The organism is Streptomyces sp. NPDC051987, from assembly GCF_040680735.1.
Lineage (GTDB): Bacteria > Actinomycetota > Actinomycetes > Streptomycetales > Streptomycetaceae > Streptomyces.
On record NZ_JBFAXI010000014.1, the window covers coordinates 24,644 to 40,099 of the forward strand.

Here is a 15,456-nt window from a genome sequence, read left to right on the forward strand (position 1 = left end):
ATCGCAGCAGCGGCTCTGAAGGCCTACCGCGCCTGGAGCGGTACGCGCAGTGCGCCGTCGATCAACTCGGCGGCCTCGGCGGTTCCGGCACCACCGCTGCGCACCAGGTGCTCGCGTACCGCGCGAAGTCTGTCGCGCAGTCGCTGCGACTCCATCCCTCGGGCCTGCTCGGCCATCTGCACGGCCGTGGCCACCGCGTTGTCGGCGTTCCCCTGGCGCAGTTCGATGGTGCTCAGCATGGCGAGCCGGTGCACCCGCCCCCGGTCGTGGGCGGGGTTGTCGACGGCGGCCGCGGCGTGCTCCCGGGCCGCCGCGAGCTCGCCGAGACTCAGCAGCGCCTCGGCCACCTGCACATTGACCAGGCCAGGCTGGACATAGCCGGTCTCGTCGGGTTCGTGGCCCCGCCTGATGCGTTCGGCGGCCGACTCCGCCCGCCGGATGCAGGACAGCGCGCTCGTGCCGTCGCCGAGGTGGGCGTACGCCTTGGCCTGCATCGCGTAGAGGTCGGAGGCGAGTGCAGGGGTGATGTGTTTGCCCGCGGTGCGCAGCGCGGCCTCGGCGAAGGCGACCGCCTGCCGGAACTCCCGCATGAACAGTGCCTGGTTGACCAGGAGCGCGATGACGTACGCGCCAAGTCCCCGGTCCCCGCTCGCCTTCGCCAGGCGCAGCGCCTGGTGGAAGTAGCGCTGGGCGAGCCCGTGCGCGTCGGAGTCGTACGCGCAGATGCCCGCGATCGCCACCAACCCACCGGTCGCCCGGTGCAGTTGACGGCCCGTGGCATCGGTGTAGCTGCCGCGCAGCAGCGGCGCCGCCTCGGCGTTGAGGAAGCCGACGATCCGGGTACGGGTGGCCATGCCGCCGGCCTTGCGGTACATCTGCTCGTAGTGCGCGCGGGCGGCGCGCAGCATCTCCAGGTCGGCCGGCGTCACCCGGTGCCGTCCGCCGCGCGAGACGTCGACGTCCTCCGGCGGGTTCTCCCATTCCCACACCGGCATCACGGCGGGCGTGCCGGTGACGGCGGGGGCGCCGAGTATGTGCGGGCGCTGTTGTTCGTCGGAGCGCCACAGCGCGGTGGCCCGTTCGACGAAGCCGGAGAGCGAGGTGGCGTGCGGGACGCCGGGCTCGCCGGGTACCCCGAGGCCGATGTCGTCGAGGGTGACCTGGCGGTGCAGCCGGGCGGCGAGCACCTCGCAGATCAGGTCCGGCACCTGGCCACGCGGCCGCTGGCCCTTCAACCACCGGGCGACCGCGGTGTGTTCGTAGCGTAGCGAGAGTCCGCGGGCCCGGCCCGCCTGGTTGACGTGGGCGGCGAGACCGGCGTGCGAGATCCCCGCCTCGTCCAGGATCGCGTCGAGCAGTGAGTTGGGCTGCATGAATGCCCCCCGAGTGGCCTGGTGCCGTCAGCGTAGTGCCGGTGCGTTCACACGGGGTGTGAACGAAGTGCGCGAATCCGTAGCGTGCGCGCGCTGTCGCGGAGAGTGTCGGGCCGGTTGACTGAGTTGCCTCGCAAGAGGCCGGCCGGGCCGCCGGCTCCCCCTCGAACAGTGCGGTGGCCTGGCCGTCGGCTCGGCCGACATCAGGGGGCTAGCCGTGCGTTGTCGGCTGCGGGTGCGGTGGGGTTGCTCGCGCAGTTCCCCGCGCCCCCGAGCAGGCGTGTGGGTGCGTGCGTTCGTTGCGCAGCACCAGGAGGGCAATGTCGTCGGTGGGGCGGCCGGCTGTGTGGTGGAGCACGGCTGTGAAGACCGTACGGAGGATGCTCTGGGGCGAGACCGGGCGGCTTCGTACCGCTGCCGCCAGGGCTTCCGGCAGGGAGAAGAAGCGGCCTCGGGCGTCTCGGGCGTCTTCGGCACCGTCTGTGTACAGGACCAGGGACTCGTCGGCGAGCAGATGGCCACAGGACGTAGCGGCGAGGTCCGACGGCAGCGGGAACAGCCCGAGGGGCGGCAGCGGGTCTGCCCGAGAGAGCAGTTCGACCCTTGACCCACTGATCAGGTACGGCCATGGGTGGCCGCAGTTGAACGCGCTGAGCCCGCCGTCTGTCGCGATCTCCAGCAGAAACAGGGTGACGAACTCCTCGGCGACCGGGCTGTCGGGGTCCTGGCCGCTGGACGGGTGCTCGGCCCTGGCTCGTTCCCGTAGGTGTCGGGCGAGGGCGCGGTCCAGGCGGCCCAGGACCCGGGCCAGTTCGGGTTCGTCGTGGGCGGCCTCGCGGAAGCTGCCGAGGACGGCGGCGGCGGTGCCGATGGCGGCGAGTCCGTGGCCGCGGACGTCACCGATCACCACACGTACGCCGTGCTCGGTGGCGACGGCCTCGTAGAGGTCGCCGCCGATGCTCGCACCCCGGTCGGCGGAGAGCTGGGCGGCGGCGACGTGCAGGCCGGCGAGCCGGGGCGGCGGCGGCCGCAGCAGCACGCTCTGCGCGGCGCCGGCGACCTCGCGGGCCTGCCGCAGCTCGCGGAGCAGGGTGCGACGGACGTGCAGTACCAGACCGGTGCCGACCGCGAGGAACACGGCGCTGGTGACGATCCGCGCGCCGAGCCCGGTCTGCTGGGCCAGTGGGCAGCCGAACTTGTAGCCGACCGCGACGGCGCCCCACACCGAGGACAACCCCAGGGCACGTGCACGACGCCCGGACCGTGAGCTGGCCTTGCTGCGGATCATGCCGATGGCCCCCATGTAGGCCCTGACAGAACAGACGGACCGACCCCGAAAGGCCGGTCCGATTCTGTCGACGGGATGCACCGAAAAGGCCATGTCCCGGATGGATCTCACCCAAATGAGTGACCATCAACCAGACACCCGCATGTATGCAGGTCACCGTCATGTTTCACACCGCGAAGGGCAACGCCCCGTGAGGGGCGCGGGGAACTGCGCGATCAGCCACGATGAACCCGCAGCCGGCCGACAGCAGTTCCCCCTACGGCGGCTAGCCGCGCAGCACCGCTCCCGTACGCTCCCCGGCAAGGGCGACAGCCGCATCGCGAGCAGCCGACGCCTCTTCGACGGTCAGCGTCCGGTCACCGGCTCGGAACCGCAGCGCATACGCCAGCGACTTCTTGTCCTCGCCGAGCTGCGCAGCATTCTCGTACACGTCGAACAGCCGGATCGCCTCCAGGAGTGCACCGGCGCCCTCACGCAGCGCCGCCTCGACCTCCGCCGCGGGTACCGGCTTGTCCACCACGAGGGCGACATCCTGCGTGGCCACCGGGAACGTCGAGATGCTCGGCGCCTGCGGGGTGCCGTCGCCGACCTGCTCCAGCGCGTCCAGGTCGAGCTCCATCGCGCTGGTGCGGGCCGGCAGCCCCAGCGCCTTCACCACCCGCGGGTGCAGCTCGCCGGCGTGGCCGACGACCCGCTCGGCGCCGCCGGCCACCACGACCAGCTCGGCGCACCGGCCGGGGTGCCACGGCCCGTACTGGCCGGACCGCACGATCAGCTCGGCGCCCGCCTCGGCGGCGACCGTCCGCGCGGCCTGGACCGCGTCGGCCCAGTCGGCCGGACGGCCCTTGCCCCACCAGCCGGCCTGCTCGCGGGCGCCCGCGAGGACGACGGCGACATGGCGCGGCTGCTCGGGCAGCACGGCGTTCAGCCCGGCGAGCTCCTCGTCGGTCGGGCGGCGGTCGACCGGGAGGTGACCGGCGACGCCCTGCTCCGCGCGGGGCAGGAAGACCAGGCCTGTCTCGAACAGCGCCAGGTCGTGCGCACCGCGACCGTCGTTGCGCCGCAGCGCGCCGAGCAGGCCCGGGAGCAGCGAGGTGCGGAGCGCGGGCTCCTCGTCGTTGAGCGGGTTGGTGAGCTTGACGACGCGGCGGGCCGGGTCGTCGGCGGCCAGGCCCAGCTGGTCGAAGACCTGCTCGCTGACGAACGGGTAGTTCGGCGCCTCGACGTAGCCGGCCCCGGCCAGCGCCCGGCCCACCCGGCGGTGCAGGCGCTGCCGGTGGGTCAGGCCCCGGCCGGACGGCGGCTTGGGCAGCGTGGAGGGCAGGTTCTCGTAGCCCTCCAGGCGGATGACCTCTTCGGCCAGGTCGTTCCGCTCCAGGAGGTCGGGCCGCCAGGACGGCACGGTGACGAGCAGCTCGTCCTGCCCGTAGACGTCGCAGCCGACCTCCTGGAGGCGGCGGACGACGGTCTCCCGGCCGTACTCGACGCCCGCGACCTTGTCGGGGTGGTTCGCCGCGACGGTGATGGTGTGCGGCGCGGACGGCGCGATGACCTCGGTGACCCCGGCCTCGGCGGTGCCGCCGGCGAGCAGCACCAGCAGGTCGACCGTGCGCTGTGCGGCGGCGGCCGCGGCCTGCGGGTCGACGCCGCGCTCGAAGCGGCGGGAGGCCTCGGAGGACAGCTTGTGCCGGCGGGCGGTGCGCGCGATGGCGACGGCGTCGAAGTGGGCCGCCTCGACGACCACGTCGGTGGTGGCGTTCTCCAGGTCGGCGTGGTCGGCGATCTCGGTGTTGGCGCCGCCCATGACGCCCGCGAGGCCGATCGGGCCGCGGTCGTCGGTGATGACCAGGTCCTCGGCGTGCAGCTTCCGCTCCACACCGTCGAGGGTGACGATCTTCTCGCCCTCGACCGCGCGGCGGACGCCGATGGTGCCCTGGACCAGCTTGCGGTCGTAGGCGTGCAGCGGCTGGCCGAGCTCCATCATCACGTAGTTGGTGACGTCGACCGCGAGGGAGATCGGGCGCATGCCGACCTTCTGCAGCCGGCGCTGGAGCCAGATCGGGGAGCGGGCCTCGGGGCTCAGACCGGTGACGGTGCGCGCGGTGAAGCGGTCGCAGCCGAGCGGGTCCAGGACCTGGACCGGGTAGCCGAAGGCGTTCGGTCCCGGTACGTCGAGGAGCGCGGGGTCGCGCAGCGGCAGGCCGTAGGCGATCGCGGTCTCGCGGGCCACGCCGCGGATGGACAGGCAGTCGCCGCGGTTGGCGGTGACGGCGATGTCCAGGACCTCGTCGACCAGTTCGAGCAGTTCGATGGCGTCCTTGCCGACCTCGGTCTCCGGCGGCAGCACGATGATGCCGTGGGTGCCGTCGTCGCCCATGCCCAGTTCGTCGCTGGAGCAGATCATGCCGTGGGAGGTCTTGCCGTACGTCTTGCGCGCGGCGATGGCGAAGCCGCCGGGCAGCACGGCGCCCGGGAGCACGACCACGACCTTGTCGCCGACGGCGAAGTTGCGGGCGCCGCAGACGATCTCCTGCGGTTCACCGGTGCCGTTGGCACCGCCGACGTCGACGGTGCAGAAGCGGATCGGCTTCTTGAAGCCCTCCAGCTCCTCGATGGTCAGCACCTGACCGACGACCAGGGGGCCCTTGAGGCCGTCGCCGAGCTGCTCGACGGTCTCGACCTCGAGACCGGCCGAAATGAGTTTGGCCTGCACGTCGCGGCCGGTCTCGGTGGCCGGCAGGTCGACGTACTCCCGCAGCCAGGAAAGCGGGACCCGCATCAGATCTCCATCCCGAACGGCCGGGTGAACCGGACGTCACCCTCGACCATGTCTCGCATGTCCTCGACGTTGTGGCGGAACATCAGCATCCGCTCGATGCCGAACCCGAAGGCGAAGCCGCTGTACTTCTCCGGGTCGACGCCGCAGGCGGTGAGCACCCGCGGGTTGACCATGCCGCAGCCGCCCAGCTCGATCCAGCCCTCGGAGGAGCAGGTACGGCAGGGGCGGTCGGGGTTGCCGACGGACTCGCCCTTGCAGACGTAGCAGAGCATGTCCATCTCGGCGGACGGCTCGGTGAAGGGGAAGAAGTTCGGCCGCAGCCGGGTCTTCATGCCCTCGCCGAACAGCGACTGGACCATGTGGTCCAGGGTGCCCTTGAGGTCGGACATGGTCAGGCCCTCGTCGACGGCGAGCAGCTCGACCTGGTGGAAGACCGGGGTGTGCGTGGCGTCCAGCTCGTCGGTGCGGTACACGCGGCCGGGGCAGATCACGTACACCGGCAGCTCACGGTCGAGCAGGGAGCGGATCTGCACCGGGGAGGTGTGGGTGCGCAGCACGACGCCGGACTCGGTGCCGCCCTCGGGGCCCTGCACGAAGAAGGTGTCGGCCTCCCCGCGGGCCGGGTGGTCCGGGCCGATGTTGAGGGCGTCGAAGTTGAACCACTCGGCCTCCACCTGCGGACCCTCGGCCACCTCGTAGCCCATGGCCACGAAGATGTCCTCGATGCGGTCGGACAGGGTGGTCAGCGGGTGGCGGGCGCCGGCCGGGACGCGGTCGTAGGGCAGCGTGACGTCCACCGCCTCCTCGACCAGCACCCGGGCGTCACGCTCGGCCTCCAGCTCCTCCTGACGGCCGGAGAGGGCCTTGTTCACCGCGCCGCGGGCCTGGCCGACCAGCTTGCCGGCGGCGGCCTTGGCGTGCGGGGGCAGGGCGCCGATCTCTCGGTTGGCGAGGGCCAGCGGGGAGGTGCCGCCGGTGTGGGCGACCTTGGCCTCCTGGAGCGCGTCGAGGGAGTCCGCGGCGGCGAAGGCGGCGAGCGCCTCGTCCCGCATGCGCTCGATCTCTTCCGGTTTCAACGCCTCGACCTCGACAGGGTCGTACGACTTATTGGGTGCCGACATCTCTTCCCGTGCTTCCGATTCGCTGGCTGATGGTCCCCGAGACCGTTGGTGGGCCGTGAGAAGGACACAAAGGTGCCAAAGGCCGAGTCTAACGGGGTGGAGGTATACGGAGAGCCCGTGGGCCGTCAGGCGAGATACGCCGGAGTGGCCACGGGCAACGTAAATCGGAACTCGGCGCCGCCGCCGGGGGCGCGTCCGACGGTGATGGTGCCGCCGTGGGCTTCCACGATGCCCTTGACGATGTACAGCCCGAGCCCGGTGCCGCCGCGCTTGCTGCCCCGCCAGAAGCGGGTGAAGACGCGGTTCATGGACTCCTCCGGGATGCCGGGCCCCTCGTCGCTCACCGTGACCGACGTGGCGGCGTGCTCGCCCTCCCCTTCGCGGGGGGACGTCGTGGCCGTGATGTCGATGGTGACGGTTCCCTCGCCGTGCCGCACGGCATTTTCGATGAGGTTGCTGAGGACCTGGTCGACCTTGTCGGGGTCGGCCCACAGCGCGGGCAGCGGCTGCTCGACGCGGAGCAGGAAGCGGTCGGCGGGCTGCCCGGCGGCGACGTACGCCTGGATGTGCCGTCCGACGGCCGCGGCTATGTCCACGGGCTGCCGGCGCACTTCCAGCCGGCCGCTGTCGATCCGCGAGATGTCCAGCAGCTCGGCGATGAGCCGGGTGACCCGGTCGGCGTCGGCGTCGACCGTCTCCAGCATCAGCCGTTTCTGGTCGTCGGTGAACCGTTCCCACTTGGCGAGCAGGGTGGCCGTGAACCCCTTGACGGAGGTCAGCGGCGACCGCAGCTCGTGCGCCACGGTGGCGATCAGCTCGGCGTGGCTGCGTTCGGTGCGCCGCCGGGCCTCGGTGTCCCGCAGCGACACGACGACGCGGCGGACGGGCCCGGTCGGCTCGGCGCGCACGTACCGGGCCGACACCAGCACCTCCCGGCCGCCGGGCAGCAGCAGGTTCCGCTCCGGCTGGCCGACCCGGATGGCGAGGCCGCCGTAGGGGTCGGTGAGCTGCCACCAGCGCCGGCCTTCCAGATCCTCTAACGGCAGCGCCTTCTCCAGGCGCTGCCCGAGGGCGTCGCCGGGCGCGGTCAGGGTGATACGGGAGGCGGCGGCGTTGAAGCAGACGACGAGACCGTGTTCGTCGGCGACCACCAGGCCGTCGGGCAGTTCGTCGGGGTCGATGCCGAGCCCGGTGGCGTCGCCGTGCCGGGGGGCCGGGACGCGTCCGCCCGGCACGTTGCTGGTGCCGACACTCATACCCCGTACTCCACCTCTCAGACGGCGCAGCAGGCCCCCGGGCTGGTCACCCTACTAGCCCCTGCCGTCGGATTTCCCGCCGTCCGCCCGCGGCAGGCGGGAATCCGACGTCCGGAGCCAGCTCTCGGTGACGGAACGGCACCCTCCGGAGGCCCGCTGTGCACGGGCCGATGCGTAGAGACATACGGCGGCGGCGGTGGCGAGGTTCAGGCTCTCGGCCTTCCCGTGGATGGGGACGCGGACGACGGCGTCCGCGAGCGCGCGGGTCTCCTCCGGGAGCCCCCAGGCCTCGTTCCCGAACACCCATGCCGTGGGGCCGCCCATGGTCCCCTTGTCGAGCTCGTCGTCGAGGTCGTCGGTCCCGGCCCCGTCGGCGGCGAGAATCCGCACGCCGACGCTCTGCAGCCCGGCCACGGCCTGCTCGACCGGCACGCCGACGGCGACGGGGAGGTGGAAGTGCGACCCGACGGAGGCGCGGACCGCCTTCGGGTTGTAGAGGTCGACGGACGCGTCGGTGAGGACGACGGCGTCCGCGCCGGCGGCGTCGGCGCAGCGCAGCACGGTCCCGGCGTTCCCGGGGTCACGGACATGGGCCAGGACGGCGACCAGCCGGGGGCGGGCGGCGAGGATGTCCTCGAACGGGGTGTCGAGGAACCGGCACACCCCGACCAGCCCCTGGGGTGTCACGGTGGTGGAGATGTCGGCGATGACGTCCTCGGAGGCGAGGTGGATCCGGGCGCCGGCCGCCCTGGCCTCCCCCACGATGTCGGCGTAGCGCTCCGCCGCGTCCAGGGTCGCGAACAGCTCGACGAGCGTCGCCGTGTCACCGGCCCGGTGCCCGGCCGCCTCCCGCACGGCCTGCGGACCCTCGGCGAGGAACAGCCGGTCCCTGCCCCGGAAGTTCCGCCGCCCCAGCCGCCGGGCGGCGGCCACACGGGCGGAGCGGGGGGAGATCAGCTCGGGCGTGGGCATGTTCTTTCTTCACCTTCAGCGAAAGATTCCCCGCCGCGACGGCGAGCAACCACGACGTACGTTTTCGGCGGTGCCGAGCCCTGGGCCCGGGGCTGGTTCACTCACCCGCGTGGGCGCGGCTACGCGCCCTGAAGGGGCGGGGAACTGCGCGACAAGCCCCCACCGGCCCGCGGCCGAGGAACATGCCGCGGCTCCGGCAACAGCAGGACCCGCAAGCCCTGAAGCCTGCGGGTCCTCGAGTCACGTCGGCCGAAGCCAGCGCGGCGTCACGCCGCCTTGGGGGCGTTCACGTCCGACGGCAGCGCCTTCTGCGCCACCTCGACGAGCGCCGCGAAGGCGCTCGCGTCGTTGACGGCCAGCTCCGCCAGGATCTTGCGGTCGACCTCGACGTTCGCGGCCTTCAGACCCTGGATGAAGCGGTTGTAGGTGATGCCGTTGGCGCGGGCAGCGGCGTTGATGCGCTGGATCCACAGCTGACGGAAGTCGCCCTTGCGCTTCTTGCGGTCGTTGTAGTTGTAGACCAGCGAGTGGGTGACCTGCTCCTTGGCCTTGCGGTAGAGGCGCGAACGCTGACCGCGGTAGCCGGAGGCCTGCTCGAGGATCGCCCGGCGCTTCTTGTGGGCGTTGACTGCCCGCTTGACGCGTGCCACTTGTTAACTCCTTGTAGCGGGGCCGCGGTTGGACTCACGCGGCCCGGAAACGACTGGGTCCCGGTTGGTCTGACTCAGGGCGCCGAGGGCGCCCGCGTGTCACTTGCCGAGAAGCTTCTTGATCTTCGCGGTGTCACCCGGGGCCATCTCGGCGTTGCCGGTGAGGCGACGCGTCACACGGGACGACTTGTGCTCGAGCAGGTGGCGCTTGCCGGCGCGCTCACGCAGGACCTTGCCGGAGCCGGTGACCTTGAAGCGCTTGCTGGCACCGCTGTGCGTCTTGTTCTTCGGCATAGCGCCGTTATCTCCTCGTCGGTGGCGCTCCGGTGCCCGGTCGTGAAACCGGGCACGGTGGAACGTCGCTCTTGTATCGATTACATCCTGGGGCTCGCGCCCCGGGTGCTGACCTGGGGCGTTTCCCCCGGGATCACGCCTCGACGTGCTCCTCAGCGGGCACCTCGGCCTCGGCGGTCTCAGCCTCGGCTTCGGCAGGGTTCTGCGAACGACCGGGGTTGGCCTTCGCTTCCGCCTTGCGGGCTTCCTGCGCCTGCCTGGCCTCGGCCATGGCCTCGGTCTTCTTCTTGTGCGGACCGAGAACCATGATCATGTTCCGGCCGTCCTGCTTCGGGTTCGACTCCACGAAACCGAGGTCCTGGACGTCCTCCGCGAGCCGCTGCAGCAGTCGGTAGCCCAGCTCGGGCCGGGACTGCTCGCGACCACGGAACATGATCGTGATCTTGACCTTGTCGCCCTGCTTGAGGAACCGGACGACGTGACCCTTCTTGGTGTCATAGTCGTGCGGGTCGATCTTCGGCCGGAGCTTCATCTCCTTGATGACCGTGTGCGCCTGGTTCTTGCGCGCCTCACGGGCCTTCATGGCCGACTCGTACTTGAACTTCCCGTAGTCCATGAGCTTGCACACGGGCGGACGGGCGTTCGCCGCGACCTCGACCAAGTCCAGGTCGTACTCCTGCGCAAGCTCCAGGGCCTTAGCGAGCGGGACGATGCCCACCTGCTCGCCACTGGGACCGACAAGTCGCACCTCGGGAACGCGAATCCGGTCGTTGATGCGGGGCTCGGCGCTGATGGATCCTCCTCGGTAGCACCACGCGACGGCCTGGCGGGCAGCCGCGTAACGTCTGTTTTCGTAAGACCTAACCGCGCCGAAGCACAAAAAATGCCCCGGACGATCACAGGCGGGGCTCCTCGAACTACCGGAACACCGCCGCGGGGATCGCGGGGCGCACAATCGGACGGAACGCCGCCGCCGTGAACGACGGAGCGACCGTCTGACCGGTGACCCGCCGCCCGGGGGGGCGGTCGGGTGGGAGTTCGAAGCCTCCACTTGTGGGCCGGTCCAGCTAGCCGTGTGGCATACCTGTCCGGCCGGTCGTCACACCAGGCTAGCAGCAAAGCGGAGACAGGGCTAATTGAGACGACCTGGGGCTAAGTAAGAGCCTCCTGCCCGCTGCGCCTATCGTGTGGGGCATGAGTGAGACGCCCCTTCCCGGCCCAGGTGACGCCGGACAGCCCGACTTCGCCGAGATGACCCGCGACATCGCCGAGGTCCCCGCGGTCGAGGTGATCGTGACGGTCGCCGTCAACCTGATGAGCGCCGCGGCCGTGAAGCTCGGTCTGACCGAGGAGGGCGACAAGTACAAGGACCTGGACGAGGCCCGCAAGCTGGTCACCGCCCTCGCCGGGCTCCTCGACGCGTCCGCGACCGAGATCAGCTCCTTCCACGCGGCCCCGCTGCGGGACGGCCTGAAGTCGCTCCAGCTGGCCTTCCGCGAGGCCTCGATCGTCCCCGACGAGCCGGGCCAGGGCCCCGGCGAGAAGTACACCGGTCCCGTCTACGGCTAGCCGCCGCTCAGTCTCTTACGTACAAGGGCTCGCCCGGAGGCGTGGTCCCGGCCGGCAGCAGTGCCAGGTCGAGGCCGCGCACCAGGCGGGCCCGCAGTGTCTCGTCGGCGGCGAGCCGCTCGGCGACGGCCCGCGCGGCCCCGGCCGGCGACGCGGTGGCCGGGTCGAGGACCAGTGCCAGCGTCCCGTCGGCGGCACCGGGCCCGAGGTGGGCGCGGAGCACGGCGGGCTCGGCGGCCACCGCGGCCCGGACAGCCCCGACCACGGCCGGGTCGGCGAGCGGGTCGGTGGTCGTGCGCCCCTCGGCCAGGGCGAGCAGCGCGGAACCGGTCAGCTCGAACGGCACCGGCCCCGCCAGGTCGAGCACCACCGTGTCGGCCTTCTCGTGCGCGGCGGCCTGCAGTGCCTGGTGCAGGGGTACGGCGACGGGCCTGGCCGCCGGGTCCCAGCGGGCCAGCGACTCGGTGGAGGTGAAGGCCGGCAGCGCGGTGCGGTGGCCCGCCTTCAGGGTGGGGACGGCCATGTCGCTGGTCTTCTCGCGGCGCAGCCCGTTCTCGTCCTCCTCCACCTCGCCGAGCACGGCGACCACCGGGACCAGGAGCCGGGCACCCTTCAGCGCCTCCAGGACGGGGCCCGTCGCCGTGCGGTCCTCGGCCCAGGCGGCCAGCGCGGCGGCCAGCCGGGGATCGGCGGAACCGTCGTCGTCGGAGTAGCCGGAGTCGGGAATGTTCTTGTTCGCCACGGTCCCCGACCCTATCGGTGGGATGCTGCTGCGGTTGTGCGGCCCCCGAAACCACTTCGACACGGCTTTCACAGGAATCTCAGTTTTCCCTGACCTACTTCTAACGTCCGGCAAACGGCTCGCACAGTCCCCGCCCCGAGCATCGCGGGCATGGACTCCCCCAGAGCCACCCCAGGATCCCGCCGGCGCCATGCCCGGCCCCGGCGCCGGGCCCTTCTCTACGTCTCGCTCGCCACGGTCGCCGTCGTCGGCGCCACCGCCGCGGGGACCGTGTACGTGAAGGCGCACGCGCGCGACAACGCCGTATCCTCGGCGGCGTCGCCGGTGCCGTCCCCCTCGGCACCGGCCTCGACGAGTGGGGAGGCGTCGGTGGAACCCGTGACGGAGCCGGCCGTGGACCGGGACGCGCTGCTGGATTCGGCGCTGGCCAAGGTGACGGTGCCCTCCGGGGCGGAGTTCTCGGTGGCCGTCCTCGACCTGGACTCCGGCGCGAGCGCGACGTACGGCGACTCGGCCTTCGACACCGCGAGCATCGTGAAGGTGGACGTCCTGGCGACGCTGCTGCTGCAGGCGCAGGACGCCGGCCGGCACCTGACGGCGACGGAGAAGGCGTACGCCACGAAGATGATCGAGAACAGCGACAACGCGTCGGCGTCAGAGCTGTGGGACGTCATCGGCGCGGCGGCGGGGCTGGACGCGGCGAACAAGCGGTTCGGGCTGACGTCGACCGAGGGGGGCGACGGGGCGCTGTGGGGGCTGACGCAGACCACGGCGGCCGACCAGCTCAGGCTGCTCCAGCAGGTGTTCGGGGACGACTCGAAGCTGAGTGCGGCCTCGCGGGCGTACCTCCAGGGACTGATGACGACGGTCGAGACGGACCAGCAGTGGGGGGTCTCGGCCGCCGCCGACGGGAGCGGGTACGCGCTGAAGAACGGGTGGCTGGCGCGGAGCACGACGGGGCTGTGGGACGTCAACAGCATCGGGCGGGTGACGGCGGGCGGGGCCGACTATCTGGTGGCCGTGCTGTCGAAGGGGACCGTGAGTCAGGCCGAGGGGATGGCGTTGGTGGAGGCGGCGGCCAAGGCGGCGGTGGGGTCGTTCACGGAGTCTTCCGGGGCGGCTTCGGCATCGGCTTCGGGTGCGGGGGAGGCTTCGGGTGCGGGGGCGGCTTCGGCTTCGGCTTCGCAGTAGGGGGAGCGTTCGCGGGTTCACGGGCGGGTGCGGGCGCGGGTCCGGTGGGGGCTGGTCGCGCGGTTCCCCGCGCCCCGTGCGGGGCGCGTCCGGTCAGGTTGCTTCGAAGGACCGGCGGCGGCCTCGCCACAGGACCGTCGCCGCCACCAGCAGGACACCGCCCGTGCCGCCGGCCAGTGGTGCGGCCCAGTCGCTCGCGCCGACTGTCCTCTGTTCCGGGTCCGGGCCGGAGCCGAAGTACTTCGTGCTGTACGCGGCCGACGTCAGGTCCTGCGTCTTCAGCCTGGCCGCCGCCTTGATCGCCGCCGCCGGGTCGATCATGCCGAAGCCCCGGGAGTCGTCGCGGCCGCCGGCCGGAGGGCTGCCGGCGGTGTCCTCCACGAGCTTCTTGATCTGGGCCGGGGTGAGTCCCGGACGGGCGGCCTTGATCAGAGCCACGGCGCCGGAGACGAAGGCGGAGGCCGCGCTCGTACCCCACCCCTCGTAGTACTTGTGATCGGGGTCGGCGATGACGATGTCGTAGCCGGGTGCGCAGACCGTGGCGTACCAGCGACGGGTGGAGAAGTCGGCGTGGACGCCGAACCTGTCCACCGCGGTGGCGGCGATGACGCCCGGGTAGGCGGCCGGGTAGGAGATGTGGTCGCCCTTCTTGCCGCCGTTGCCGGCCGAGGCGACGACCACGACGTCCTTCTTCAGGGCGTACTGGATGGCCTCGTCCTCGCTGGGCTCGGGGTGTGCGGAGGCGGAGTCGTCGCCGAGCGAGAGGTTGATGACGTCGGCGCCGTGGTCGGCGGCCCAGCGGATGCCCTCGGCAAGGGCGTCGCCGCGGGTCGTGCGGGCCTTGTCGCGAGCGCTGTCGTCGTCTTCGAGGATGACCCGCACGGGCAGGATCCTGGCCTCCGGGGCGACCCCCATCACGCCGTCGGCATGGCCGGCGCCGTGGCCGTGACCGGCGATGATGCCGGCCATGGCGGTGCCGTGGCGGGCCCAGTCCCGGTCGCCGGGCCCAGCGCCGAAGCCGATCATGTCCTTGGCGGCCAGGACGTTGCCGACCAGGTCCGGGTGGTCGGCCTCGACGCCGGTGTCCAGGACGGCGACGGTGATGCCCCGGCCCTTGGTGGTCCGCCAGGCCTCGTCGAGGTGCAGGGCGGACAGGCCCCACTGCTGGGCGCGGATGCTGTCCGCGTACGCGGTCGTGGCGGGCAGCAGGGCGAGTGAGCCGGCGAGCAGCAGGCTCACCGCGGCCCCGGTTGCGCGGCGCTTCATGAGGGCTTCTCCGTCGCCGAGCCGGCGATGTCGTGGCGCAGTCGCCGTTCGATGCGGTCGGCCAGACCCTGTGCCTCGTTGCCGAGGCCGGACTGGGCCGCCGCCGTGGTGGCGCCGGACGCCTCGGCGTCGGCGGCGGGTTGCGGGGTGTCGACGGTGCGGCCGTCGGCCCAGCCGGAGACGGCGTAGGCGACGACCGGGGCGTCGGTGAGCACGGAGATCGTCCACGAGGCCCGCTGGTGCGGCCCGAAGTGCTCGGCGGCGGTGCCCGTCGCGGCGTACGGGAGGGGCAGCAGGTCGGTACGGCGGTCCAGGCGCTCGTTCGTGAAGCGCTTGGCCAGGGCGGTCATCCCGGCCTGGTCGGCCTTGGTGAACAGCAGGCCCACGGTGGTCACGTAGCTCTGGGTGGCGTCGGTGTAGGTGGCGCGGATCAGGCGCCCGCAGCCGACGGGGGCCAGCGCCTTGCGCAGCAGCGGGTCGAAGGCGTCGGCGCAGCCGGTGGCGGGGGCGACGGCGATCCGGGTCCAGGTGCGGTCGGCTCCGCCGGGGCCGGCGCCGATGCCCTGCACGGTGGGCGGGAACAGTTCGTCGACGGGCACGTCGTGCCACAGGCCGGCGGCGGAGCTGAAGCTGGTCACCGCGGCGGCGTCGGCGCCGTCGTCGATGAGCCAGCCGCCGGTCACCGCACCGCCGATGAGGCCGAGGCCGAGCACCATGCAGGCGGCGGCCGCGACGGTACGAGGCGCCACACGACCGACCAAGGACAGCCCCCGCCCACGCTCGTCGTACCCCTCGGGCTCACCGAAGGTCACAACGGGCCGGTTCCGCGCGGGAGTTCCCGCGGTGGCGCTCCAGGACATCGAGGGGTCGGGGGCGGGACCGAAGGGCTGGGGCGGTGGCGCGGCGGACGCCGGGGGCTGCGCGGGACGCGGGGGCGGACCGGACGGCCGACGCG

14 protein-coding genes are annotated in these 15,456 nt (G+C 72.2%); 2 read left to right on the forward strand and 12 right to left on the reverse strand.

Features of this window, described 5'->3' with window-relative positions; genetic code table 11:
- Positions 1 to 23 precede the first annotated feature (23 nt).
- The 9 genes from AB0M11_RS10700 to infC form a co-directional block, all read right to left on the reverse strand.
- Positions 24 to 1,373 (reverse strand): transcriptional regulator, encoded by a 1,350-nt coding sequence (locus AB0M11_RS10700; protein ID WP_365703614.1) that lies wholly within the window; start codon positions 1,371 to 1,373, stop codon positions 24 to 26.
- A 211-nt stretch (positions 1,374 to 1,584) separates the two neighbouring features.
- Positions 1,585 to 2,661 carry a PP2C family protein-serine/threonine phosphatase gene (locus AB0M11_RS10705; protein WP_365703616.1) on the reverse strand — a complete coding sequence of 359 codons (1,077 nt, stop codon included), beginning with the start codon at positions 2,659 to 2,661 and terminating at the stop codon, positions 1,585 to 1,587.
- Positions 2,662 to 2,926: 265 nt separating this feature from the next.
- Positions 2,927 to 5,440, reverse strand: coding sequence for a phenylalanine--tRNA ligase subunit beta (gene pheT / locus AB0M11_RS10710; RefSeq protein ID WP_365703618.1), 2,514 nt, complete (start codon positions 5,438 to 5,440; stop codon positions 2,927 to 2,929).
- Positions 5,440 to 6,561 (reverse strand): phenylalanine--tRNA ligase subunit alpha, encoded by a 1,122-nt coding sequence (gene pheS, locus AB0M11_RS10715; RefSeq protein ID WP_365703620.1) that lies wholly within the window; start codon positions 6,559 to 6,561, stop codon positions 5,440 to 5,442. The genes pheT and pheS overlap by 1 nt, the downstream gene beginning before the upstream one ends.
- Before the next feature lie 125 nt (positions 6,562 to 6,686).
- Positions 6,687 to 7,817 carry an ATP-binding protein gene (locus AB0M11_RS10720; protein ID WP_365703622.1) on the reverse strand — a complete coding sequence of 377 codons (1,131 nt, stop codon included), beginning with the start codon at positions 7,815 to 7,817 and terminating at the stop codon, positions 6,687 to 6,689.
- A gap of 54 nt (positions 7,818 to 7,871) precedes the next feature.
- On the reverse strand, positions 7,872 to 8,789 hold the full coding sequence (locus tag AB0M11_RS10725; RefSeq protein WP_365703626.1) for an RNA methyltransferase: 918 nt from the start codon (positions 8,787 to 8,789) through the stop codon (positions 7,872 to 7,874).
- Positions 8,790 to 9,055: 266 nt separating this feature from the next.
- The gene (rplT, locus tag AB0M11_RS10730; RefSeq protein ID WP_014671645.1) at positions 9,056 to 9,439 is read right to left on the reverse strand and encodes a 50S ribosomal protein L20; all 384 of its coding nucleotides are present in this window, start codon (positions 9,437 to 9,439) and stop codon (positions 9,056 to 9,058) included.
- 99 nt (positions 9,440 to 9,538) lie between these two features.
- Positions 9,539 to 9,733, reverse strand: a complete 195-nt coding sequence (rpmI, locus tag AB0M11_RS10735) for a 50S ribosomal protein L35 (protein WP_046726698.1) — start codon at positions 9,731 to 9,733, stop codon at positions 9,539 to 9,541.
- 133 nt (positions 9,734 to 9,866) lie between these two features.
- Positions 9,867 to 10,526 carry a translation initiation factor IF-3 gene (gene infC / locus AB0M11_RS10740; RefSeq protein WP_365703765.1) on the reverse strand — a complete coding sequence of 220 codons (660 nt, stop codon included), beginning with the start codon at positions 10,524 to 10,526 and terminating at the stop codon, positions 9,867 to 9,869.
- A 401-nt stretch (positions 10,527 to 10,927) separates the two neighbouring features.
- On the opposite strand from infC, the gene AB0M11_RS10745 reads away from it, so the two are divergent.
- On the forward strand, positions 10,928 to 11,302 hold the full coding sequence (locus AB0M11_RS10745) for a DUF1844 domain-containing protein (RefSeq protein WP_365703629.1): 375 nt from the start codon (positions 10,928 to 10,930) through the stop codon (positions 11,300 to 11,302).
- A 7-nt stretch (positions 11,303 to 11,309) separates the two neighbouring features.
- On the opposite strand, the gene AB0M11_RS10750 is transcribed toward AB0M11_RS10745, so the two are convergent.
- Complete coding sequence (locus AB0M11_RS10750) at positions 11,310 to 12,044, reverse strand: SseB family protein (RefSeq protein ID WP_365703631.1); 735 nt, start codon at positions 12,042 to 12,044, stop codon at positions 11,310 to 11,312.
- A gap of 150 nt (positions 12,045 to 12,194) precedes the next feature.
- Between AB0M11_RS10750 and AB0M11_RS10755 the strand changes: the two genes are divergently transcribed.
- A complete protein-coding gene (locus tag AB0M11_RS10755) occupies positions 12,195 to 13,235 on the forward strand; it encodes a serine hydrolase (RefSeq protein WP_365703633.1) in 1,041 nt (346 codons plus the stop codon).
- 93 nt (positions 13,236 to 13,328) lie between these two features.
- Here the strand turns inward: AB0M11_RS10755 and mycP are convergent, their stop codons facing one another.
- Positions 13,329 to 14,501 carry a type VII secretion-associated serine protease mycosin gene (mycP, locus tag AB0M11_RS10760; RefSeq protein WP_365703635.1) on the reverse strand — a complete coding sequence of 391 codons (1,173 nt, stop codon included), beginning with the start codon at positions 14,499 to 14,501 and terminating at the stop codon, positions 13,329 to 13,331.
- Complete coding sequence (locus tag AB0M11_RS10765) at positions 14,498 to 15,313, reverse strand: hypothetical protein (protein ID WP_365703767.1); 816 nt, start codon at positions 15,311 to 15,313, stop codon at positions 14,498 to 14,500. Before AB0M11_RS10765 ends, mycP begins: the two co-directional genes overlap by 4 nt.
- Positions 15,314 to 15,456 lie beyond the last annotated feature (143 nt).

Coding starts and splice junctions, on each gene's coding strand:
- AB0M11_RS10700 (WP_365703614.1), bottom strand. CDS start 1,373: ATGCAGCCCAACTCACTGCTCGACGCGATCCTGGACGAGGCGGGGATC.
- AB0M11_RS10705 (WP_365703616.1), bottom strand. CDS start 2,661: ATGATCCGCAGCAAGGCCAGCTCACGGTCCGGGCGTCGTGCACGTGCC.
- pheT (WP_365703618.1), bottom strand. CDS start 5,440: ATGCGGGTCCCGCTTTCCTGGCTGCGGGAGTACGTCGACCTGCCGGCC.
- pheS (WP_365703620.1), bottom strand. CDS start 6,561: ATGTCGGCACCCAATAAGTCGTACGACCCTGTCGAGGTCGAGGCGTTG.
- AB0M11_RS10720 (WP_365703622.1), bottom strand. CDS start 7,817: ATGAGTGTCGGCACCAGCAACGTGCCGGGCGGACGCGTCCCGGCCCCC.
- AB0M11_RS10725 (WP_365703626.1), bottom strand. CDS start 8,789: ATGCCCACGCCCGAGCTGATCTCCCCCCGCTCCGCCCGTGTGGCCGCC.
- rpmI (WP_046726698.1), bottom strand. CDS start 9,733: ATGCCGAAGAACAAGACGCACAGCGGTGCCAGCAAGCGCTTCAAGGTC.
- AB0M11_RS10745 (WP_365703629.1), top strand. CDS start 10,928: ATGAGTGAGACGCCCCTTCCCGGCCCAGGTGACGCCGGACAGCCCGAC.
- AB0M11_RS10755 (WP_365703633.1), top strand. CDS start 12,195: ATGGACTCCCCCAGAGCCACCCCAGGATCCCGCCGGCGCCATGCCCGG.
- mycP (WP_365703635.1), bottom strand. CDS start 14,501: ATGAAGCGCCGCGCAACCGGGGCCGCGGTGAGCCTGCTGCTCGCCGGC.